The organism is Pseudomonas sp. GD03944, from assembly GCF_029839275.1.
Lineage (GTDB): Bacteria > Pseudomonadota > Gammaproteobacteria > Pseudomonadales > Pseudomonadaceae > Aquipseudomonas.
This window is the reverse complement of the sequence record NZ_JAOCAH010000006.1, coordinates 204,528-220,206: the sequence shown is the minus strand read 5'-3', so window position 1 is coordinate 220,206 and position 15,679 is coordinate 204,528. Positions and strand designations below refer to the sequence as shown.

Annotated in this window: 17 protein-coding genes; 4 read left to right on the top strand and 13 right to left on the bottom strand. The window is 65.9% G+C overall.

Annotation, left to right across the window (positions count from 1 at the left end; genetic code table 11):
* Window positions 1-32: 32 nt before the first annotated feature.
* The 9 genes from N5C28_RS12155 to N5C28_RS12115 form a co-directional block, all read right to left on the bottom strand.
* Window positions 33-959, bottom strand: coding sequence for a zinc ABC transporter substrate-binding protein (locus tag N5C28_RS12155; RefSeq protein WP_279822576.1), 927 nt, complete (start codon window positions 957-959; stop codon window positions 33-35).
* Window positions 956-1,861: a metal ABC transporter permease gene (locus tag N5C28_RS12150; RefSeq protein WP_279822573.1), complete on the bottom strand. Its 906-nt coding sequence runs from the start codon at window positions 1,859-1,861 to the stop codon at window positions 956-958. The genes N5C28_RS12155 and N5C28_RS12150 overlap by 4 nt, the downstream gene beginning before the upstream one ends.
* Window positions 1,858-2,643 (bottom strand): metal ABC transporter ATP-binding protein, encoded by a 786-nt coding sequence (locus N5C28_RS12145; protein ID WP_279822571.1) that lies wholly within the window; start codon window positions 2,641-2,643, stop codon window positions 1,858-1,860. The genes N5C28_RS12150 and N5C28_RS12145 overlap by 4 nt, the downstream gene beginning before the upstream one ends.
* Entirely contained in the window at window positions 2,640-3,500 is an 861-nt protein-coding gene (locus N5C28_RS12140) for a zinc ABC transporter substrate-binding protein (protein WP_279822660.1), read from the bottom strand. Before N5C28_RS12140 ends, N5C28_RS12145 begins: the two co-directional genes overlap by 4 nt.
* Before the next feature lie 114 nt (window positions 3,501-3,614).
* The gene (locus N5C28_RS12135) at window positions 3,615-4,196 is read right to left on the bottom strand and encodes a DUF6162 family protein (RefSeq protein WP_279822570.1); all 582 of its coding nucleotides are present in this window, start codon (window positions 4,194-4,196) and stop codon (window positions 3,615-3,617) included.
* A complete protein-coding gene (locus N5C28_RS12130; protein ID WP_279822569.1) occupies window positions 4,193-4,528 on the bottom strand; it encodes a hypothetical protein in 336 nt (111 codons plus the stop codon). Before N5C28_RS12130 ends, N5C28_RS12135 begins: the two co-directional genes overlap by 4 nt.
* Window positions 4,525-5,064 (bottom strand): thiamine pyrophosphate-binding protein, encoded by a 540-nt coding sequence (locus N5C28_RS12125; RefSeq protein ID WP_279822568.1) that lies wholly within the window; start codon window positions 5,062-5,064, stop codon window positions 4,525-4,527. Before N5C28_RS12125 ends, N5C28_RS12130 begins: the two co-directional genes overlap by 4 nt.
* On the bottom strand, window positions 5,061-6,254 hold the full coding sequence (locus tag N5C28_RS12120) for a PepSY domain-containing protein (protein WP_279822567.1): 1,194 nt from the start codon (window positions 6,252-6,254) through the stop codon (window positions 5,061-5,063). Before N5C28_RS12120 ends, N5C28_RS12125 begins: the two co-directional genes overlap by 4 nt.
* Window positions 6,255-6,468: 214 nt before the next feature.
* Window positions 6,469-6,915: an Rrf2 family transcriptional regulator gene (locus tag N5C28_RS12115; protein ID WP_279822566.1), complete on the bottom strand. Its 447-nt coding sequence runs from the start codon at window positions 6,913-6,915 to the stop codon at window positions 6,469-6,471.
* Between the two features lie 311 nt (window positions 6,916-7,226).
* Here N5C28_RS12115 and N5C28_RS12110 point away from each other — a divergent pair, with 311 nt between their 5' ends.
* On the top strand, window positions 7,227-7,484 hold the full coding sequence (locus N5C28_RS12110) for a DUF2790 domain-containing protein (protein WP_279822565.1): 258 nt from the start codon (window positions 7,227-7,229) through the stop codon (window positions 7,482-7,484).
* A 132-nt stretch (window positions 7,485-7,616) separates the two neighbouring features.
* On the opposite strand, the gene N5C28_RS12105 is transcribed toward N5C28_RS12110, so the two are convergent.
* The 3 genes from N5C28_RS12105 to N5C28_RS12095 form a co-directional block, all read right to left on the bottom strand.
* The gene (locus N5C28_RS12105) at window positions 7,617-7,985 is read right to left on the bottom strand and encodes a cupin domain-containing protein (RefSeq protein ID WP_279822564.1); all 369 of its coding nucleotides are present in this window, start codon (window positions 7,983-7,985) and stop codon (window positions 7,617-7,619) included.
* Between the two features lie 75 nt (window positions 7,986-8,060).
* Window positions 8,061-8,846, bottom strand: coding sequence for an AraC family transcriptional regulator (locus N5C28_RS12100; protein WP_279822562.1), 786 nt, complete (start codon window positions 8,844-8,846; stop codon window positions 8,061-8,063).
* A gap of 166 nt (window positions 8,847-9,012) precedes the next feature.
* Window positions 9,013-10,554, bottom strand: a complete 1,542-nt coding sequence (locus tag N5C28_RS12095) for an alkaline phosphatase family protein (protein ID WP_279822561.1) — start codon at window positions 10,552-10,554, stop codon at window positions 9,013-9,015.
* Between the two features lie 225 nt (window positions 10,555-10,779).
* Here N5C28_RS12095 and N5C28_RS12090 point away from each other — a divergent pair, with 225 nt between their 5' ends.
* Both N5C28_RS12090 and N5C28_RS12085 read left to right on the top strand, forming a co-directional pair.
* Window positions 10,780-11,691: a pyridoxal-phosphate dependent enzyme gene (locus N5C28_RS12090; protein ID WP_279822560.1), complete on the top strand. Its 912-nt coding sequence runs from the start codon at window positions 10,780-10,782 to the stop codon at window positions 11,689-11,691.
* A gap of 279 nt (window positions 11,692-11,970) precedes the next feature.
* Window positions 11,971-13,446, top strand: coding sequence for an inorganic phosphate transporter (locus tag N5C28_RS12085; protein ID WP_279822559.1), 1,476 nt, complete (start codon window positions 11,971-11,973; stop codon window positions 13,444-13,446).
* A 60-nt stretch (window positions 13,447-13,506) separates the two neighbouring features.
* On the opposite strand, the gene N5C28_RS12080 is transcribed toward N5C28_RS12085, so the two are convergent.
* Entirely contained in the window at window positions 13,507-14,610 is a 1,104-nt protein-coding gene (locus tag N5C28_RS12080; RefSeq protein ID WP_279822558.1) for an NADH:flavin oxidoreductase, read from the bottom strand.
* 123 nt (window positions 14,611-14,733) lie between these two features.
* Here N5C28_RS12080 and N5C28_RS12075 point away from each other — a divergent pair, with 123 nt between their 5' ends.
* Window positions 14,734-15,618 carry a LysR family transcriptional regulator gene (locus N5C28_RS12075; RefSeq protein ID WP_279822557.1) on the top strand — a complete coding sequence of 295 codons (885 nt, stop codon included), beginning with the start codon at window positions 14,734-14,736 and terminating at the stop codon, window positions 15,616-15,618.
* Window positions 15,619-15,679 lie beyond the last annotated feature (61 nt).

Sequence of the window (15,679 nt, the reverse complement as noted above, 5' to 3'; positions counted from 1 at the left end):
GCCAACATTGGCGACGCCTCGCGGGGCACGGCTCAGCCGTTGCCCAGGGCCTTGAGCAGTTGCCCGATCAGCGTATCGAGGGTGGCCAGCGGCGTGCTGTCGTCGGCCTCCAGCACCACCGCCTGGCTGCCACCGGCTTCGATGGCGGCGGCCAGCTCGGCCGACGCCTTCTGCGCCAGCAGCACCACCGCCACGTCATCGGCCTCGAGGGTTTCCGTCAGGGCCTTCAGCGCTTCCGGGCTCCAGTCGTTGTTGGCCGGCAGCTCGACGTCCACGCGGTCCAGGTTGAGGCCGCTGATCAGGTAGTCGAAACGGTCCGACAGGCTGACCACGGTCAGGTTGTCGGCACGGGCCAGGATCGCTTCGCTGTCGGCGTTGAGCTTGAGCAGGTGCTGCTTGAACGCCGCCAGGTTGCCTTCCACCTGGGGCTTGGCCTGGGGCGCCAGGCGCACCAGGTCGGCGGCCAGCACATCGGCCATGCGCCCCATGTTGTTGATGGCCAGCCACGGCTGGCTGCTCAGGCCGTCGGCGGCGCGGCTGTCGCTCTGGGTGGCGATGCCGGGCAGGGCGCCGTCCACCGGCCGTGCGGCATCGATCTCGACGATGCGGATATTGCTGCGGCGGGCCATGGGGTAGAGCGGATCATCGGACCAGATCGAGCGCAGGCCGATCACCGCGTCGGCCTTGACCGCCAGTTTCTGCAGGCTGCCGGCGCCACGGCCGCTGAAGTAGGACACCTGGCGCGTGCCCGGCAGGTTGGCCGGTGCGGCGCGTTGCAGGCTCACGTCGGTGCCCTTGAGCAGCAGTTCACCGAGGCCGTAGGTGATCGGCAGCGAAGCGAGCACGGTCACCGATTGCTGGCTCTGTGCGGCAGGGGCGGCGGCCTGGGCGGCGTGGCCGAGGGCGGGCAGGCCGGCGAGCAACAGGGCCAGGCCAAGGCAATGGGGTTTCAGGTTCATCCGATATTCCCTTTCAGGCTGGGCAGGGTGCCCCGGGCAATGGCCGACAGGGCGAAGGTCAGGCCGGCGACCAGGATGATCGCGGCGCCCGACGGAATGGGCAGGTCGAGCACGATGGGCAGCATGATGCCGGCCAGGGTGCTGACGGTGGCGATCACCACGGACAGCCAGAAGAAGCCTTTCAGCGACTGGCTGAGCAGGCGGGCTGCCGCGGCCGGGATCACCAGCAGGGCGCCGACCAGGATCGCGCCGATCACTTTCACCGCGGCGACGGTGATCAGGGTGACCAGCACCACGAACAGGTAATCCAGGGTCTTCACCGCGACGCCGCGCACGGCGGCCAGTTGCGGGTTGAAGCTGGCCAGCATGATGCGGTTGTACAGCGGCAGCGCCAGGCCCATGACCATCAGCCCGACCACGGCCAGGACCACCAGGTCGTTGCCGTTGACGGTCAGCACCGAGCCGAACAGCACGTTTTCCAGGATGTGCACGTTGATGCGCCCGGCCAGGATCAGCAGCAGGCTGGCGCCCATGGCCAGGGACACCGAAAGGAACACGCCGATCAGGGTGTCCGGCGACAGGCCGGTGCGGTTGCGCAGGTAATTGAGCAGGATGCCGAACAGCAGGCAGTAGCCGAACAGGCTGCCATAGGGGCCGGTGTAGGGCTCGCCGAGCAGGATGCCGATGGCCACGCCGGTCAGGGCCGCGTGACCCACTGCTTCGGAGAAGAAGGCAAAGCGCTTGACCACCACCAGGGTGCCCAGGCCGCCCAGCACCGGGCCGATCAGCAGGCCGGCGAGCAGGGCGTTGACCACGAAGCCGTAGGCGAGGGCTTCGGGCAGGTAGCCGGAGGATGCCCAGCCCTGGATCAGCAGGCGGAATTGTTCGTAATCGAAAGTCATGCGGCGGGGCTCCCGGCGGGCTGGTCGCTGCTGCGCGGGTGGCTGGAGAACAGCGTGAGCAGGCGGTCTGGCGTGAGGGTCTGGGCGGGCGGGCCGTCGAACAGCACGCGGCGGTTCAGGCCGGTGACCCGGTCCGCCAGGCGGCCGACCGCTTCCAGGTCGTGCTCGATCCACAGCACGGTCATGCCGGCCTGACGCCAGTCCACCAGCAGGCGTTCGAAGACCTGGATGCCGGCTTCGTCCAGGGCCGACATCGGTTCGTCCAGGACCAGCAGTTGCGGCATGGGGATCAGCCCCTGGGCCAGCAGCACGCGCTGGCGTTCACCGCCGGAGAGAGCACCCATGCGGCGTTTGCGCTTGTCCTGCATGCCGACGCGGGCCAGGGCCGCTTCGATGGCCTGGGCGTAGTGACGGGACAGGCCGAGGAAGGCCGGGCGGCGCTGGCACATGGCGGCCATGAAATCGTCCACGGTCATTGGCAGGCCACGGTCGAATTCCAGGGCCTGCGGCACGTAGCCGATGGTGCCGGGTTCGCCGGCCCAGTCCAGGCTCAGCTGGCCCTGGTGCGGCATCTGCCCGAGCAGGGTCTTGATCAGCGAGCTCTTGCCGCCGCCGTTCGGTCCGACCAGTGCGTGCACGCTGCCCGGGGCGACCTGGAAGGTCACGTCATCGAGGATGACGGTGCGGCCCAGCGTCAGGCCGACGTGCTGGAAATCGAGGGTCGGGCCGCGGCTGGCATCGTTGCGCACCGGTTGTTCACCGAGGTTCTGCACCGCGGTCATGCCCCGGCCTCCTGGATGGCACGGACCACGGTGTCGAGGTTGCGGGCCATTTCCTCTTCGTATTTCTTGCTGGTGTATTCGCCGTAGGAGATGTGGGTCAGCGGATAGATCTTCACCCCGGACTCACGCTGGATGGTGTCGACGTAGGCCGAGGGGAAATCCATCTCCGAGAAGATCACCTTCACGTCCAAGGTGTTGAGCTGGTCGATGGTCTTCTTCAGCTGGCTCGGGCTCGGCTCGATGCCGTGGGCCGGCTCGACCACGGCGGTCACTTCCAGGCCGAACTCACGCAGCAGGTAGTCGTAGGCGGCGTGGATGGTGGCGACGCGGAAGTCGGCATTCGGGGCGCTGGTCAGCTTGCCCAGGGCCTCGGCACGCATCAGGCGCAGGCGCTTTCCATAGGCACGGGCGTTGCGGGCATAGGTCTTGGCGTTGTCCGGGTCGAGCTTGCCCAGCTCGCGGGCGATGTTGTTGACCTGGGCGATGGTGGCGCTGATCGACAGGAAGGTGTGCGGGTTGACCACCTTGCCGGCGCCGCGGGCGGCGTTGCCGGTGGCGGCCAGCAGCGGCACGTTGGCGTTGGCTTCGATGGTGGCGATGCCGGGCTTCTCGCTGGCCTCGATCATGCGGTCGGCGAAGTCGTCATGGCCCACGCCGTTGAGCACGACCACGTCCAGCGAGCCGATGCGCTTGATGTCTTCGGCGCGGGGCTCGTAGGCGTGGGGGTTGAAACCGGCCGGGATCAGCGGCACCACCTCGGCATGGTCGCCGACGATGTTGGTCACGTAGCTGTAGTAGGGGTGCAGGGTGATGCCGATGCGCAGGCGCTTGCCATCTTCGGCCATGGCCGAGGGCATCAGGACCGCAGCGATCAGGCCGAGCAGCGCGACCCGCAGCAGGGGGCGCTTACGCGGGGAAAACAACGAGGAAATAAGCATCGGAGAGCGTCTTCTGTCTGGAGGGCGGAAGGATCAGTGACGATGTTGACGGGTGACACCGGCGTCGTATTGCGCGACCACCTGCTTCCAGCCGGCTTCGCTCAGGGCCTGTTCGCCCAGGTCGGTGGGGAGGCCGGTCGCGGCGGTGCGGTTGAGCCACACCTGGGCGGTGCTTTCTGCCGTGCCGTCGAGGTCGATGAACAGCAGGAAGGAGCCGGCGGTTTCAGCGTCCTGGCTGAGCCCCAGATAAACGGGCGCGGTGTCCGCCTGCAGGACCTGCCACTGGTGGGCGCCCCGGGTGGTGGCGCTGGCGTCGGCGATGAACGGCGGGAAGCCTTCCTCGGCCAGGTCGTCGGGGGTGAGCAGGCTGTCGTCTTCGTGACGGCGGGTCTGGATTTCTTCGTAGGCGATGCGCAGGTCGGCGTAGATGCCCTGCTCGGCAGGGCTCAGGTCGCGCCGGGCATCGAGCTGGCCGCTGGCCACGCTTTCGTACTCGTCGGTCTCGGCGTGCAGGCTCACGACCAGAGCGGCCAGGGCCACGATGAACAGGCAGCACAGCAGGACATACAGCGTTTCATGCCCGGCGCCGGCCGGGCGTACCACTTGAACGGTCATTGGCCACCGATTTCCGTGTGATCGACTTCCACCACGTGGCCCGGGCCTGCGTCGAACAGCACGTAGAACTCACCGTCCGGGCGCTTGAAGGTGATGGTCGAATCGTCACCGAGCTTGCCGGGCACCAGGATGTTCTCGTCGTAGCTGATCACATCCAGGGTCACGCCCGGGGCGCCGCTGCCGTCGGAGAAACCGCCGGTGCAGCGGATTTCCTCGGTGCCGTGCTCTTCGCACTGGCACATCGGGTTGTGTGCGTAGGCCTGGGTGCCGAGCAGCAGCAAGGCGGCTCCAGCGGTCAGGCTCCAGCGGTTACGGATCTTGGTAATCATCATTTGCCTCCTTGTTGCTTCAGCCAGGCGATGGTGGCGGGGGATGCTTCGGCAAGCGGAATCGATGCCTGGTGCACCACGCCGTCCCAGCCTTCGATGGTGATCCAGAGATCGGCATCGGGCTTGGTGCGGGGTGGAATCGGTACGTTGGCGCTCATGCGGTAGGGGCTGCCGAAGAAGATACCGCCGGCGGCGCGCAGGCTGCGTGGCTTGCCAACGCGCACGTAGGTGGCCTTGACCTGGTCGATGCAGGCCTTGCACAGCGCGGCGTTGAAGGTCTTGATGTAGCCGGCCGGACCGTCCAGCAGCGGCGCCTGGGCGCGCAGTTCGGCCAGTTTCACGTTGTATGGGCCGACCTGCAGTTCGCCGAACTCACGCTCGCCCAGGCCGCTGTCGCCACGGAACAGCGCCACGTCCTGAAAGTACTTGGGCATGAAGCCCAGCGGAATGATCAGCAGCACGACGCTCAGGTGGAAGCGCCACTTGCGCCACAGGCGTGCCAGGGTCGAAGGCTGTTGTGCGGCTACCGCGTTGCTCATGGGGTCACCTCACTGGTTTCCGTGCGCGCGAGGGCGGCCGGCTGGGTCTTGCGGGCAGGGCGCTTGAGCGCGGCTGCGGTGGCTTGGACAGTGCGCTTGCTCCAGATCAGCATGCCGCTGAGGACCATCATGCTGAGCAGCAGGCCGAACACGAACCAGATCATCTTCACCCAGATACCGCCGAAATCACCGGTGTGCAAGGGGCGCATGGACTCGGTGACGAACTCCAGCTTGCTGCGGTCGCCCAGCAGGCGGGAGTACTCCACCTCGCCGTTGTACGGGTTGACCCCGGCAGTCTGGTACATCAGCGGGTACCAGCCACGGCCTTCGACGAAAATGTGGCTGTAGGCGTTGGCCGGCAGGAACACCGAGCTGATGTCCAGGCTCGGGATCTTGTCGATGGCGATGCGGCCGGCTTCGTCGATGGCGATCCACGGAGCGGGGCGGCCATCGGCGGTGCTCGGCACGTCTTCACGCGCCACCACCGGCGGCACGCCTTCGGTGCTGATGGTGACGTGGTTGTCGAACAGGATGGCCTGGATCAGGAACCACACGCCGGTGATCGAGATCACCGCGATGAACCAGATCGACCAGATGCCGCTCAGGCGGTGGAAGTCGCCCCAGAAGATACGGGCACCCTGGTTGAAACGCAGGCGCGGCTTGAAGAAGCCTTTCCAGAAACGCTTGTAGACCACCAGGCCGGTGACCAGCGAGGCGAGCATCGGCAGGCCCAGCAGCGACACCAGGTACCAGCCCCAGCTGAAACCATTGGTGAACGGCACCAGCCACCAGCCATGCAGGGCACGGGTGAACTGGCGGAAATCGAATTGCGGGCTGACCCCCTGGATGGCCCCGGTGTAGGGGTTCACGTAGAGGGTAGGGGAGCTGCCGTCGGGGTAGTTAACCCGGGCGGTGATGGCGAAGTGCGACTCGTCAGGGCGAGTCAGCGAACGCACGGAAATCTCCGGTTCGGCCTTGTTGATGGCGGCCAGCAGCTCGCCAAACGTCAGCAGCTCGGCGTCGTCCGAGGGCTTGGAGGCGCGGACGTCGGGGTTGGCCAGCCAGACGATTTCCTGGCTGACAACGGCCAGCGTACCGGTCACGCAGACGATCAGGACGAAGAACCAGATCGGCAGGGCCAGCCAGCTGTGAACCAGAAACCAGAGTTTCGAACGGGATTTCTTAGACATACATCGGAGTCTTTATCGCGGGTTGTCGGAGTCAGGCAGCGTCGAGCGGAGAAGACGCGATCAGGATGCGCTGAGCATCATATAGCATCGGCGATTGATTCGCATTTGTTCTCGCTCACCTTACTAGGACGAACGAGACGGGAAAAACCCGCATCCTGGGGCGTTTCAACTGCAAAAAAAGTGCATTTCGGCGACCGACGGTGGCCGGCGCGGGTCAGTCGGGGGCGCGTCCCATGACCGTGTGGTAACGCTGCTCGAAATCGGCGGCGAGGTCCGCCAGGGTGATGCCGCTCAGGCGCTCGAGCAGCAGCGCGCGGGCCTGGTCGAGGGCCTCGGTCAGGGAGGCGTTGACCGCCTGTTCGACCAGGCAGCTGGGGTTCTCGTTGGACAGCCCGATGGCGAACAGCGGCGGTTCGCCCAGGGCCTGGTAGATGTCGAGCATGCTGATCTCGCTCAGCGGGCGCGCCAGCGTCCAACCGCCGCCATGGCCCTTTTCCGACCGCACGTAGCCCTGTTCGCGAAGGCCCGCCATGGTACGGCGCACCACCACCGGGTTGGTGCCGAGCATTTGCGCGATGTTGTCGGAGGTCGCCCGCTGGGCGTGACGATCCATGTGGATCAGTACGTGCAGCATGCGGGAGAGGCGGCTGTCGTGGCGCATCGGGCGGTCATCCTGGCGAGAGGCTGGCAGGTATAACAAAGCGGCCCGCATGCAACAAGGCGAGTTACGAGACGGCGGGCGAGCGGAGCGGCACGCCCATGGTGCTCGACTATCGATGCTCGTTGATCGATCAGGCTCAACTATCAGTGGCAATGATCTTTGGTACAAATCGGGTCGATTTTTCGGCGGGAATACGCGGTGGTTAACTAACCCCGTCCCCAGCAGATACCGGACGAAACCCCAGGCACAGACGCCCGGACCGATCAGGTAACTGCATGTACTTACCGTTAAATCACTCAGGAGTTACCGACATGAAAGCTACCATCGCCCTCGCCGCTGCACTGTTCACTCTGGCTCCCGCTGCCTTCGCCGCGTCCGCCGATAACGCCGACACCCAGGCGCCGAACTACGAGTACGGCATGAAACTGGATGTGAAGAAAGTGATCTCGCTGACCGACGTCAGCCAGGAAGTCGGTGTGGTGCCGGTCACCATGGTCTACCAGGACAGCAACGGTTACGTACAGTCCGTGCAGTTCCTCCAGCTTGGCGGCCAGAACACCTCGGGTTGAGCCAATGCGTACTGACAACCGGGAGCCGAACCCAAACGGTTTACTCCCGGTTTTTTTATGCCTGCCGTTTATGGGCAGCCACCTCTCTACGGCCGGTTGGCCGCACTGGCAGCGCCGGGCGCTGCACCTGCCTCAGATCCAGATATCGTTCTGCGCCGTGCGTTCGGTGATTTCATCGCCGGTGTTCAGCACCCCCTTGGGCTCGATCAGCATCAGCTTCACCTCCCGTTCGGCATAGGGCTTGTGTTCCACGCCCCTGGGCACGACGAACAGTTCGCCGGCATTGAGCAGGACGAACCCGTCCCGAAAATCGATGCGCAACTGGCCGTCGACCACGATGAACGTCTCATCGGTCTCGGCGTGGCTGTGCCAGACGAAGTCCCCTTCGAGGCGGGCGATCTTGAATTGGTAGTCGTTCATCTCGGCGACCACCTTGGGTTGCCATTGCTCGGTGAACAGGCTGTATTTCTGGGCGAGGTTGACGCTCTGGTAGCTGGACATCTGGGGGCTCCTGACTGTTGGATGCCCCGATGCTACGCAGCGTGCCGGTGTCGATCTTGTACGTTATTGCAGTGCTTAGCCGCGGCGGGCCTGGAGCATTTTCTGCCAGCGGCCCGGCGAGTGGCCGAAGGCTTTGACGAACTGGCGGGTCATGTGGCTCTGGTCGGCGAACCCGGCCAGGGCGGCGGCCTCCACCAGTGGCGCGCCCTGGGCGATCGCCTGGCGCACCAGGTCCAGCCGACGCAGCGTCAGGTAGCGGTAGGGGCTGGTGCCGAACAGCTCGCGGAAATCCCGGGACAGGCGCCAGCGGTCGGTGTCCGTGGCCTGTTCCAGCTCCTCCAGGGTCACGCCGTCCTGCAGGCTGGCGAGCATCCGCTCCCGAGCACGCTGGGCGGCCGCGTAGTTGATGATCTGGCGGCCCTTGCGCACACCAGCGGCGTCCTGCAGGGCCATGGTCAGGTCATACAGGGCATCGTCCATTTCCAGCGGGTCGAGCGGGGTGTCGAGGTCGCGCAGCAGCACCTCGGTGGCGGCGAACAGGCGTGGGTCGCCGGATACGCCGCCCTTGATGAAGGGCAGGGGCTTGCCGCCCAGGATCTCCTGAATGACGGCGGGCTCCAGGTAGAACATGCGGTAGCGGAAGCCTTCGTCGCTGCCGGCGTGGCCGTCGTGGGGCTCGTCCGGGTGCAGCACCATGGTCTGGCCGGGCAGGTTGTTCACCTTCTCCTTGCCGTAGTGAAAACTCTGCACCCCGGACAGCGTGCGGCCGATGGCGTAGGTGTCGTGGCGGTGCATTTCGAAGCCATGGCCAAGGAAATATGCCTCGATCCGTTCCATCTGCGGCGTGGGGGCGGCCCGCATGACCCAATCCTTGCTGGAATGGGTGTGGTGGCTTTCGCCTGTCGAGTAGGTGTCCATGCGCGTGCTGCGAACCGGCTGCGAAGGGCCCTCACTGATAGCACTTCGCACCGGCCTTGGGAATACCGGGCGCTCACCCGAACGCCCAGAGCGGAGCCGCGCCCGCTGGCTAGTTGATCAGCCGTTCCACCGGGTGTGGCAGGCCTTCGATGTGCCATTTCGCCCAGAGCCGCTTGCGCCCGTCCGCCTTGCTGTCCGGCTCCAGGGCCAGCCAGTTGCGCGCCGGGATCAGGTATTGGCCCTTGGTGCCGATCGGCTGCATCGAACCGGTGATCCGGACGTCGATGGTCTCGGGACTGGCGCCGATCTGCTCGAGGAACCAGACCTCATAGGCCTTGGGCGCTGGATGGACCATGCCGGAGGCGATCAACTGGTGAATGGTGTTGTACTCGCCCCCGGTGTGCTCGGGGCGCTGGGATTCGATCAGGCAGGCACCGGCCACATGTACGTCGCCCGAGACGATGGTGACCTTGGTCTTTTCGCGGGCGGCGAAGTCGAGCAGGCCATGGATCAGGCGGCGCCGCTCGGCGACATGGGGCTCGCTGCGCCAGTGGTCGCGCAGGTCGTCTTCCAGTTCCTGGCGGCCCGGTGCGGACAGCAGCATGCGCTCCGCCAGGTGCAGGTCGAGGTAGGCCACCGGGATGCTCGACACCACGACCAGGTGCTGGTGCTTCTTCACCGTGGCGAGCCACTCGATCATCGCTTTCCAGCTTTCGTTGCTGACGATCCGGGTGGGGGAATAGGCCGGGCGGGTCAGGTCCGGCTGGCGCTCGAAACGCAGGTCCGGCACCAGGATCGCCAATCCGCCCAAGTCCTTGAAGCCCATGTGGAAACCGGTCGAGCCTGGTACCGCGCTGGGGTGCGTGTCGGCGTCGATGTCGGCGATCTGCTGCTGGAAGATCTTGAAGTAGCGCGAGGCGGTGCGAAAGATGCCGCCCAGCACCGGGCTTTCATGCAGGTCGGTGGAGTATGAGCCCCAGCCGTCGAAGATGTCGTGGTCGTCCCACATCATGATGGTCGGGATGCTGGCGAGCGCTTGCTTCGGTTCGTCCTGCTTCCAGCGTGTCAGGTACAGGTTGGTGAAGAAGCCGTCGAGCTGGTGCTCCATCTGCTTGGTCCAGGGGGCGGTGGCCCGCTGGCTCCAGGTCTTGGCCAGCCAGTCGCGCATGGTGGTGGCCTCGTAGCGCATGGAGTCGCTGTAGACCTGATCGCCCCCCATCAGAAACACATGGAACGGCTGCGCCTGGTGCTCCCTGATCAGGTGCTTCCAGCGCTCGTGGTTGTCGTCGATCTTCTCCATCAGCTGCGGGCTGGAAAAACCGAAGCAGGAGGCGAAGGCCATGCGCGGCGCCTCGTTCCTGGCCGGCACGCTGAACTGCGCCTCGATGCCCGCGACGCTGTAGCGCACGGTCTCGCCGCTGCTGCCCTGCTTGGCATGAAAGTCCACGCGAAATACCTTGGCGCGCGGGTTGAGCACCGGCACATCGGCCAACAGCACGGCCGGTTTCACCGTCACCCCGCTGGGCGACGTCGCCGTGGCAACGGGGGGCGTTGGCGTCGGGGCGCGCGGCAGCACCACCAGTGCCGATACATGGTATGTGCCATTGTGAATGCCACGAAATTGCAGGATCGGGCCGAGTAACACACTCATGGGGAAGTCCTCCTTGATCGGTGAAAGGAACGCCGTCTCCCTGGTTGTAGAACACGTCCGCCTGCTGGAGGGCGAGTAAGAGCGTAGTTGGGCTTTCAAGCGGTGCGGTGCCGGCAGTCGGCGAAGCGGGGCGTCAGGCCTGCAATTTCATCCAAGACGAAATCGCCTTGTGCAGGTAGCGTGGTGCTCATCCTCTGTCCCCTGAATCGCCGTCGAGAGAACGCCATGCTGCACATTCAAACACCGCTGATCCTGCACCCCGGTCTGTCCACGCCGTCCCGGCGGATCTGGCTCAAGCTGGAAAACCTGCAGCCGAGCGGCTCGTTCAAGATGCGTGGCATGGGCCTGTTCTGCAGCCAGGCGGTGGAGGCGGGGAATACGCGCCTGGTGTGCCCGTCCGGCGGCAACGCCGGCTACGCCACGGCCGTGGTGGCTGCCGGGCTGGGCGTGCAGGCCTGCATCGTGGTGCCGCAGACCACACCGGAGGCGACCCGCGCGCGGATCGAGGCGGTTGGCGCGCAGGTGATCGTCCACGGCAAGCTGTGGGACAAATCCAATCAGTTGGCGCTGGAATTGGCCAAGGAGGCGGGCTGCGCCTACGTGCCGGCCTTCGACCACCCGCTGCTCTGGGAGGGGCACAGCACCCTGGTGGATGAAGTTCTCCAGGCCTGCCCGCAGGTGGATACCATCGTCGCTTCGGTGGGCGGGGGCGGTCTGCTGGCGGGGATCATGACCGGCCTGCTGCGCCACGGGCGCACGGATTGCACGGTGGTTGCCTGCGAGACCGAAGGCGCGGCATCGTTCGCGGCGGCCCTGGCGGCCGGTGAGCCGGTACGCCTGAGTGAGGTGAAGACCATCGCCGGGTCGCTGGCGGCGTCTCAGGTGTCCGCTTGGCCGGTGCAGGCGATCCGCTCGTTCCCCCACGCCAGTGTGGTGCTGAGCGATGAGCAGGCGAAGCAGGGCGTGGTGCGGTATGCCGACGACCTGCGCCAGTTGGTGGAGCCGGCGTGCGGCGTGTCGCTGGCGGTGGGGTATCTCGATCACCCGGCCATTGCTGAAGCGCACGACGTGGTCATCGTGGTCTGTGGCGGGGTGAGCATCAGCGCGGCCACGGTGGCGCAGTGGCGTACGGCCTGATCGGGGTCGGGCGGCGGTGCAGGCCTAGCACAGCGCGACTCGCGCGGGTGGGGTCTGGTGTTTCTCTTCGTTGCAGAAGATGCCGATCGGCCTGAATCAGCAACATCCTGGCGCCTGATCCGTTCGAAGGCATTGCCCGGTTTTCGCCCAAAGATCGCCGATCGTTGTCCCCTAAGGCCGTAAAAAGCGATGAGCGGCCCCGAACTATCCTGCGTTCGTCTGCTGTAATTCTGAAAAACTTTTGTAACAATGCGCGCCCCCAATTCAGAGTGCTCTTGCATGCTCTCTTTTTTCGCAGGTCTGGACGCCTGGCTCGTGGTGAGCCTGGTCGTCGCACTGACCTTCGTGCTCGCGTTCGAATTCATCAACGGTTTTCACGATACGGCCAACGCCGTTGCCACGGTGATCTACACCAAGGCGATGACGCCCAACCTGGCGGTATTTTCCTCGGGGGTGTTCAACTTCCTCGGGGTGTTGCTGGGTGGGGTCGGGGTGGCATACGCCATCGTCCACCTGCTGCCCGTCGAGCTGCTGATCAATGTGGACACCGGCCAGGGGCTGGCCATGGTGTTCTCGCTGCTGGCTGGCGCCATCATCTGGAACCTGGGGACCTGGTACTTCGGTATCCCGGCGTCCAGCTCCCATACCCTGATCGGCTCGATTCTCGGCGTGGGCCTGGCCAACGCCATGCTCACCGACATCACCGTCGCCGACGGCGTGAACTGGCAGAAGGCCACCGACATCGGCCTTTCCCTGCTGCTGTCGCCGGTCGCCGGTTTCGCCGTGGCCGGCCTGCTGCTGCTCGGCCTGAAGCTGTGGAAGCCACAGTCCACCATGCATTCCTCGCCGGAACAGCGGGCCGAGGAGAAGGGCAAGAAGCACCCGCCGTTCTGGAACCGCCTGGTGCTGGTGGCGTCGGCCATGGGCGTGAGCTTCGTGCACGGTTCCAACGATGGCCAGAAGGGCATCGGCCTGATCATGCTGGTGCTGATCGGCATCGTGCCGGCGCAGTTCGCCCTGAACCTGGAAAGCACCACCTATGAAATCGCCCGGACCCGCGATGCGGCGGTGCACCTGGGCGAGTTCTACCAGCGTAATTCCGATTCGCTGTCCGAGTACCTGGCGCTGGGCAAGCCCAGCACCACCGAGCTGCCGAAGGAATTCCGCTGCGATCCGAAGCAGACCGAGGCGACCCTGACGACCTTGCTCAGCCGCCTCGATGGCATTCGCAGCTACTCCGAGCTGCCGGATGGCACCCGGGTGGAGCTCCGCCGCTACCTGTTGTGCCTGGACGATGCCGCTCGCAAGGTGGGCAAACTCGACCTGCTGCCGGCCGCTGAGAAGCGTGACCTGGAAAAACTGCGCAAGGACCTCACGGCGACCACGGAATACGTGCCGTTCTGGGTGATCATCGCGGTGGCCCTGGCGCTCGGCCTGGGCACCATGGTCGGCTGGAAGCGCGTGGTGCTGACCGTGGGCGAGAAGATCGGCCGTGGTGGCATGACCTACGCTCAGGGCATGAGTGCCCAAGTGACCGCCGCCGTGGCCATCGGCATGGCCAACGTGTTCAGCCTGCCGGTTTCCACCACCCATGTGCTGTCGTCCGGCGTGGCGGGCACCATGGTCGCCAACCGCAGCGGCCTGCAGGCCGGTACGGTGCGCACCATCCTGCTGGCCTGGGCGCTGACCTTGCCGGCCGCGATGACCCTGGCGGCTGGCTTCTACCTGCTGGTGAACATCGTCTTCCTCCGCTGAGGACGTAGCCAGCAACAAAAAAGGGCCACATAAGTGGCCCTTTTTCATTTCCGGGATGCCTCAGGCGAGGGCCAGTTCGCTGTCCTTGATGTTGGCGATCGGCCCCAGGATCGCCGGGTCGAAATCCGCCAGGGGCTGGCCGTTGGCCAGGCGTTTTGGCCAGTCCGGATTGGCCAGCGCGGCCTTGCCCAGGGCCACGATGTCCGCACCCTCCCGCCGCGCCTGGACAGCACGCTCGGGGGCGTTCAGGCCGCCGTTGGCGATCAGTGCCACCTGGGGTGCGAAGCGCCGGGCGAGGCTCACCAGGCTGTCGCCGCCATCGGGGAAGGCCGGTGCCCAGGCCTCGAATTCAGTGACATGGATGAAGTCGACCCCGGCATCGGCCAGGGAACCGAAGATCACCTCGGCGCCGGCATCGCCTTCCGCCCATTTGTGCGTGTAGTCGTTGACCTTGCTTTGCGAGATGCGCACGCCCAGCGGCACCGGGCCCACCGCCTGGCGCACGGCCTTGACCACCTCCAGCGTCAGGTTCAGGCGCTGGCGCACGTCGCCGCCCCAGCGGTCATCCCGCTGGTTGGTGTAATCGGTGAGGAATTGGTCGAGCAGGTAGCCGTTGGCCCCGTGGATCTCGATGCCGTCGAACCCCGAGAGGGTCATGGCCCGTTTGGCGGACCGGGCGAACCCGTCGATCGCATCGGCGATGTCTTCGTCGCTCATCGCCTGCGGCACCGGGTATTGGCCCTGGCCATAGTAGAAGGCCATCTGCGTGCCTTTCGGGCGGACGGCCGACGGCGCGGCGGACTGCGTCATGAAGCGGTTGCCCTGGTTCAGCGCGCCGGCGTGCATCAACTGGGCGAAGAGGGTTCCCTGTGCGGCGTGCACGCGGTCGGTCACGGCGCGCCAGGCCAGGGCCTGCTCGTCATCGCTGAGACCGGGCTGGAACGCATAGCCCTGGGCGAAGCGCTGGTCGGTGTAGAGGCCTTCGGTGATCACCAGGCCGAAGCCGCCCTTGGCGAAGCGTTCGTAGTAGCGGGCCATGGTGTCGGTGGCCAGGCCTTGTTCCGTGGCGCTGACCCGGGTCATGGGGGCGACGGCCAGGCGGTTGCGCAGGTGCAGGTTGCCGATATCGAAAGGCGTTAGAATTTGCTCGTTGTTCGTGCTCATGGTGACGGCCCTCATGCAGTCGAAGTGGTGGGCTGGATGCCTGAGCGCTACAGTAGGACGGTCGTGTCGTCGGCAGAAGACCACCGGCCCGATAAGGCGCTTTAACGAAAATGGATATGATCCGTGCAGATTTCCGATGTCGAGGTGTTCCAGGCCATCGCCGCCGGCGGCAGCCTGTCCGGGGCGGCGCGGCGGTTGGGGCTGACGCCGATGACGGTGTCCCGGCGCCTGGCGGCGCTGGAGAAGGAGCTGGGCGTGCGGCTGGTGCACCGCACCACCCGGTCGGTGGCCCTGACTGCCGAGGGCGATGTGTTCCTGCCCTATGCCCAGCGCATGCTGGAGGCCGACGAGGCGGCGCGCGTGACGCTGCGCAGTCATGCGGGCATGGCCAGCGGCCTGCTGAAAGTGACCGCGCCCACGGTGTTCGGCCAGGCGGTGATCATGCCGCTGATTCCGTCGCTGCTGGCCGACAACCCGGGCCTGCAGCTGGACCTGACCCTCTCGGACAGCATCGTCGACATCGTCGGCCTGGGGATTGACGTGGCCATCCGCATCGCCACCCTGCGTGATTCCGCCCTGGTGGCGCGGCCGCTGGCCGATAACCCGCGGGTGGTGTGCGCCAGCCCGGACTACCTGGTGCGCCAGGGTGTGCCTGCGGTGCTGGACGACCTGCGCCAGCATGCCTGCATCGCCTTGCACGGCATGCCGTACTGGCCGTTCGTGCGCAACGGCGGCAGCGTGTCGGTGCGGGCCGAGGCGGCGTTTTCCGCCAACAGCGTCGAGGCCGTGCGCACGGCGTGCCGGCAGGGGCTGGGGTTGGCCATGCTGACCTACTGGGATGTCCGCGAGGAGTTGCTCGACGGGCGACTGGTGCAGATCGAGCTGGCCGATGTCACGCCCGAACGCCTCTCCATCACCGCGGTATTGCCGACGCGCCAGCATGTGCCGCACCGGGTGCGGGTGTTCCTGGAGCGTCTGGAGGCCGTGCTGGCACCTGTCGGAGGCTAAGAGAGGCAGGGGCGTTCAGTGTCGCTGTGGTGGTGGGGCGCGCCGTCGTTCCCTGACGAAC

Excerpts from the sequence above, each read along its gene's own strand:
- N5C28_RS12135 (WP_279822570.1), bottom strand. The coding sequence starts at position 4,196 with ATGACCGTTCAAGTGGTACGCCCGGCCGGCGCCGGGCATGAAACGCTG.
- N5C28_RS12090 (WP_279822560.1), top strand. The coding sequence starts at position 10,780 with ATGCTGCACATTCAAACACCGCTGATCCTGCACCCCGGTCTGTCCACG.
- N5C28_RS12155 (WP_279822576.1), bottom strand. The coding sequence starts at position 959 with ATGAACCTGAAACCCCATTGCCTTGGCCTGGCCCTGTTGCTCGCCGGC.
- N5C28_RS12100 (WP_279822562.1), bottom strand. The coding sequence starts at position 8,846 with ATGCGGGCCGCCCCCACGCCGCAGATGGAACGGATCGAGGCATATTTC.
- N5C28_RS12125 (WP_279822568.1), bottom strand. The coding sequence starts at position 5,064 with ATGAGCAACGCGGTAGCCGCACAACAGCCTTCGACCCTGGCACGCCTG.
- N5C28_RS12145 (WP_279822571.1), bottom strand. The coding sequence starts at position 2,643 with ATGACCGCGGTGCAGAACCTCGGTGAACAACCGGTGCGCAACGATGCC.
- N5C28_RS12095 (WP_279822561.1), bottom strand. The coding sequence starts at position 10,554 with ATGAGTGTGTTACTCGGCCCGATCCTGCAATTTCGTGGCATTCACAAT.
- N5C28_RS12140 (WP_279822660.1), bottom strand. The coding sequence starts at position 3,500 with ATGCCCTCGGCCATGGCCGAAGATGGCAAGCGCCTGCGCATCGGCATC.
- N5C28_RS12105 (WP_279822564.1), bottom strand. The coding sequence starts at position 7,985 with ATGTCCAGCTACCAGAGCGTCAACCTCGCCCAGAAATACAGCCTGTTC.
- N5C28_RS12085 (WP_279822559.1), top strand. The coding sequence starts at position 11,971 with ATGCTCTCTTTTTTCGCAGGTCTGGACGCCTGGCTCGTGGTGAGCCTG.
- N5C28_RS12120 (WP_279822567.1), bottom strand. The coding sequence starts at position 6,254 with ATGTCTAAGAAATCCCGTTCGAAACTCTGGTTTCTGGTTCACAGCTGG.
- N5C28_RS12115 (WP_279822566.1), bottom strand. The coding sequence starts at position 6,915 with ATGCGCCACGACAGCCGCCTCTCCCGCATGCTGCACGTACTGATCCAC.
- N5C28_RS12110 (WP_279822565.1), top strand. The coding sequence starts at position 7,227 with ATGAAAGCTACCATCGCCCTCGCCGCTGCACTGTTCACTCTGGCTCCC.
- N5C28_RS12150 (WP_279822573.1), bottom strand. The coding sequence starts at position 1,861 with ATGACTTTCGATTACGAACAATTCCGCCTGCTGATCCAGGGCTGGGCA.
- N5C28_RS12130 (WP_279822569.1), bottom strand. The coding sequence starts at position 4,528 with ATGATGATTACCAAGATCCGTAACCGCTGGAGCCTGACCGCTGGAGCC.
- N5C28_RS12080 (WP_279822558.1), bottom strand. The coding sequence starts at position 14,610 with ATGAGCACGAACAACGAGCAAATTCTAACGCCTTTCGATATCGGCAAC.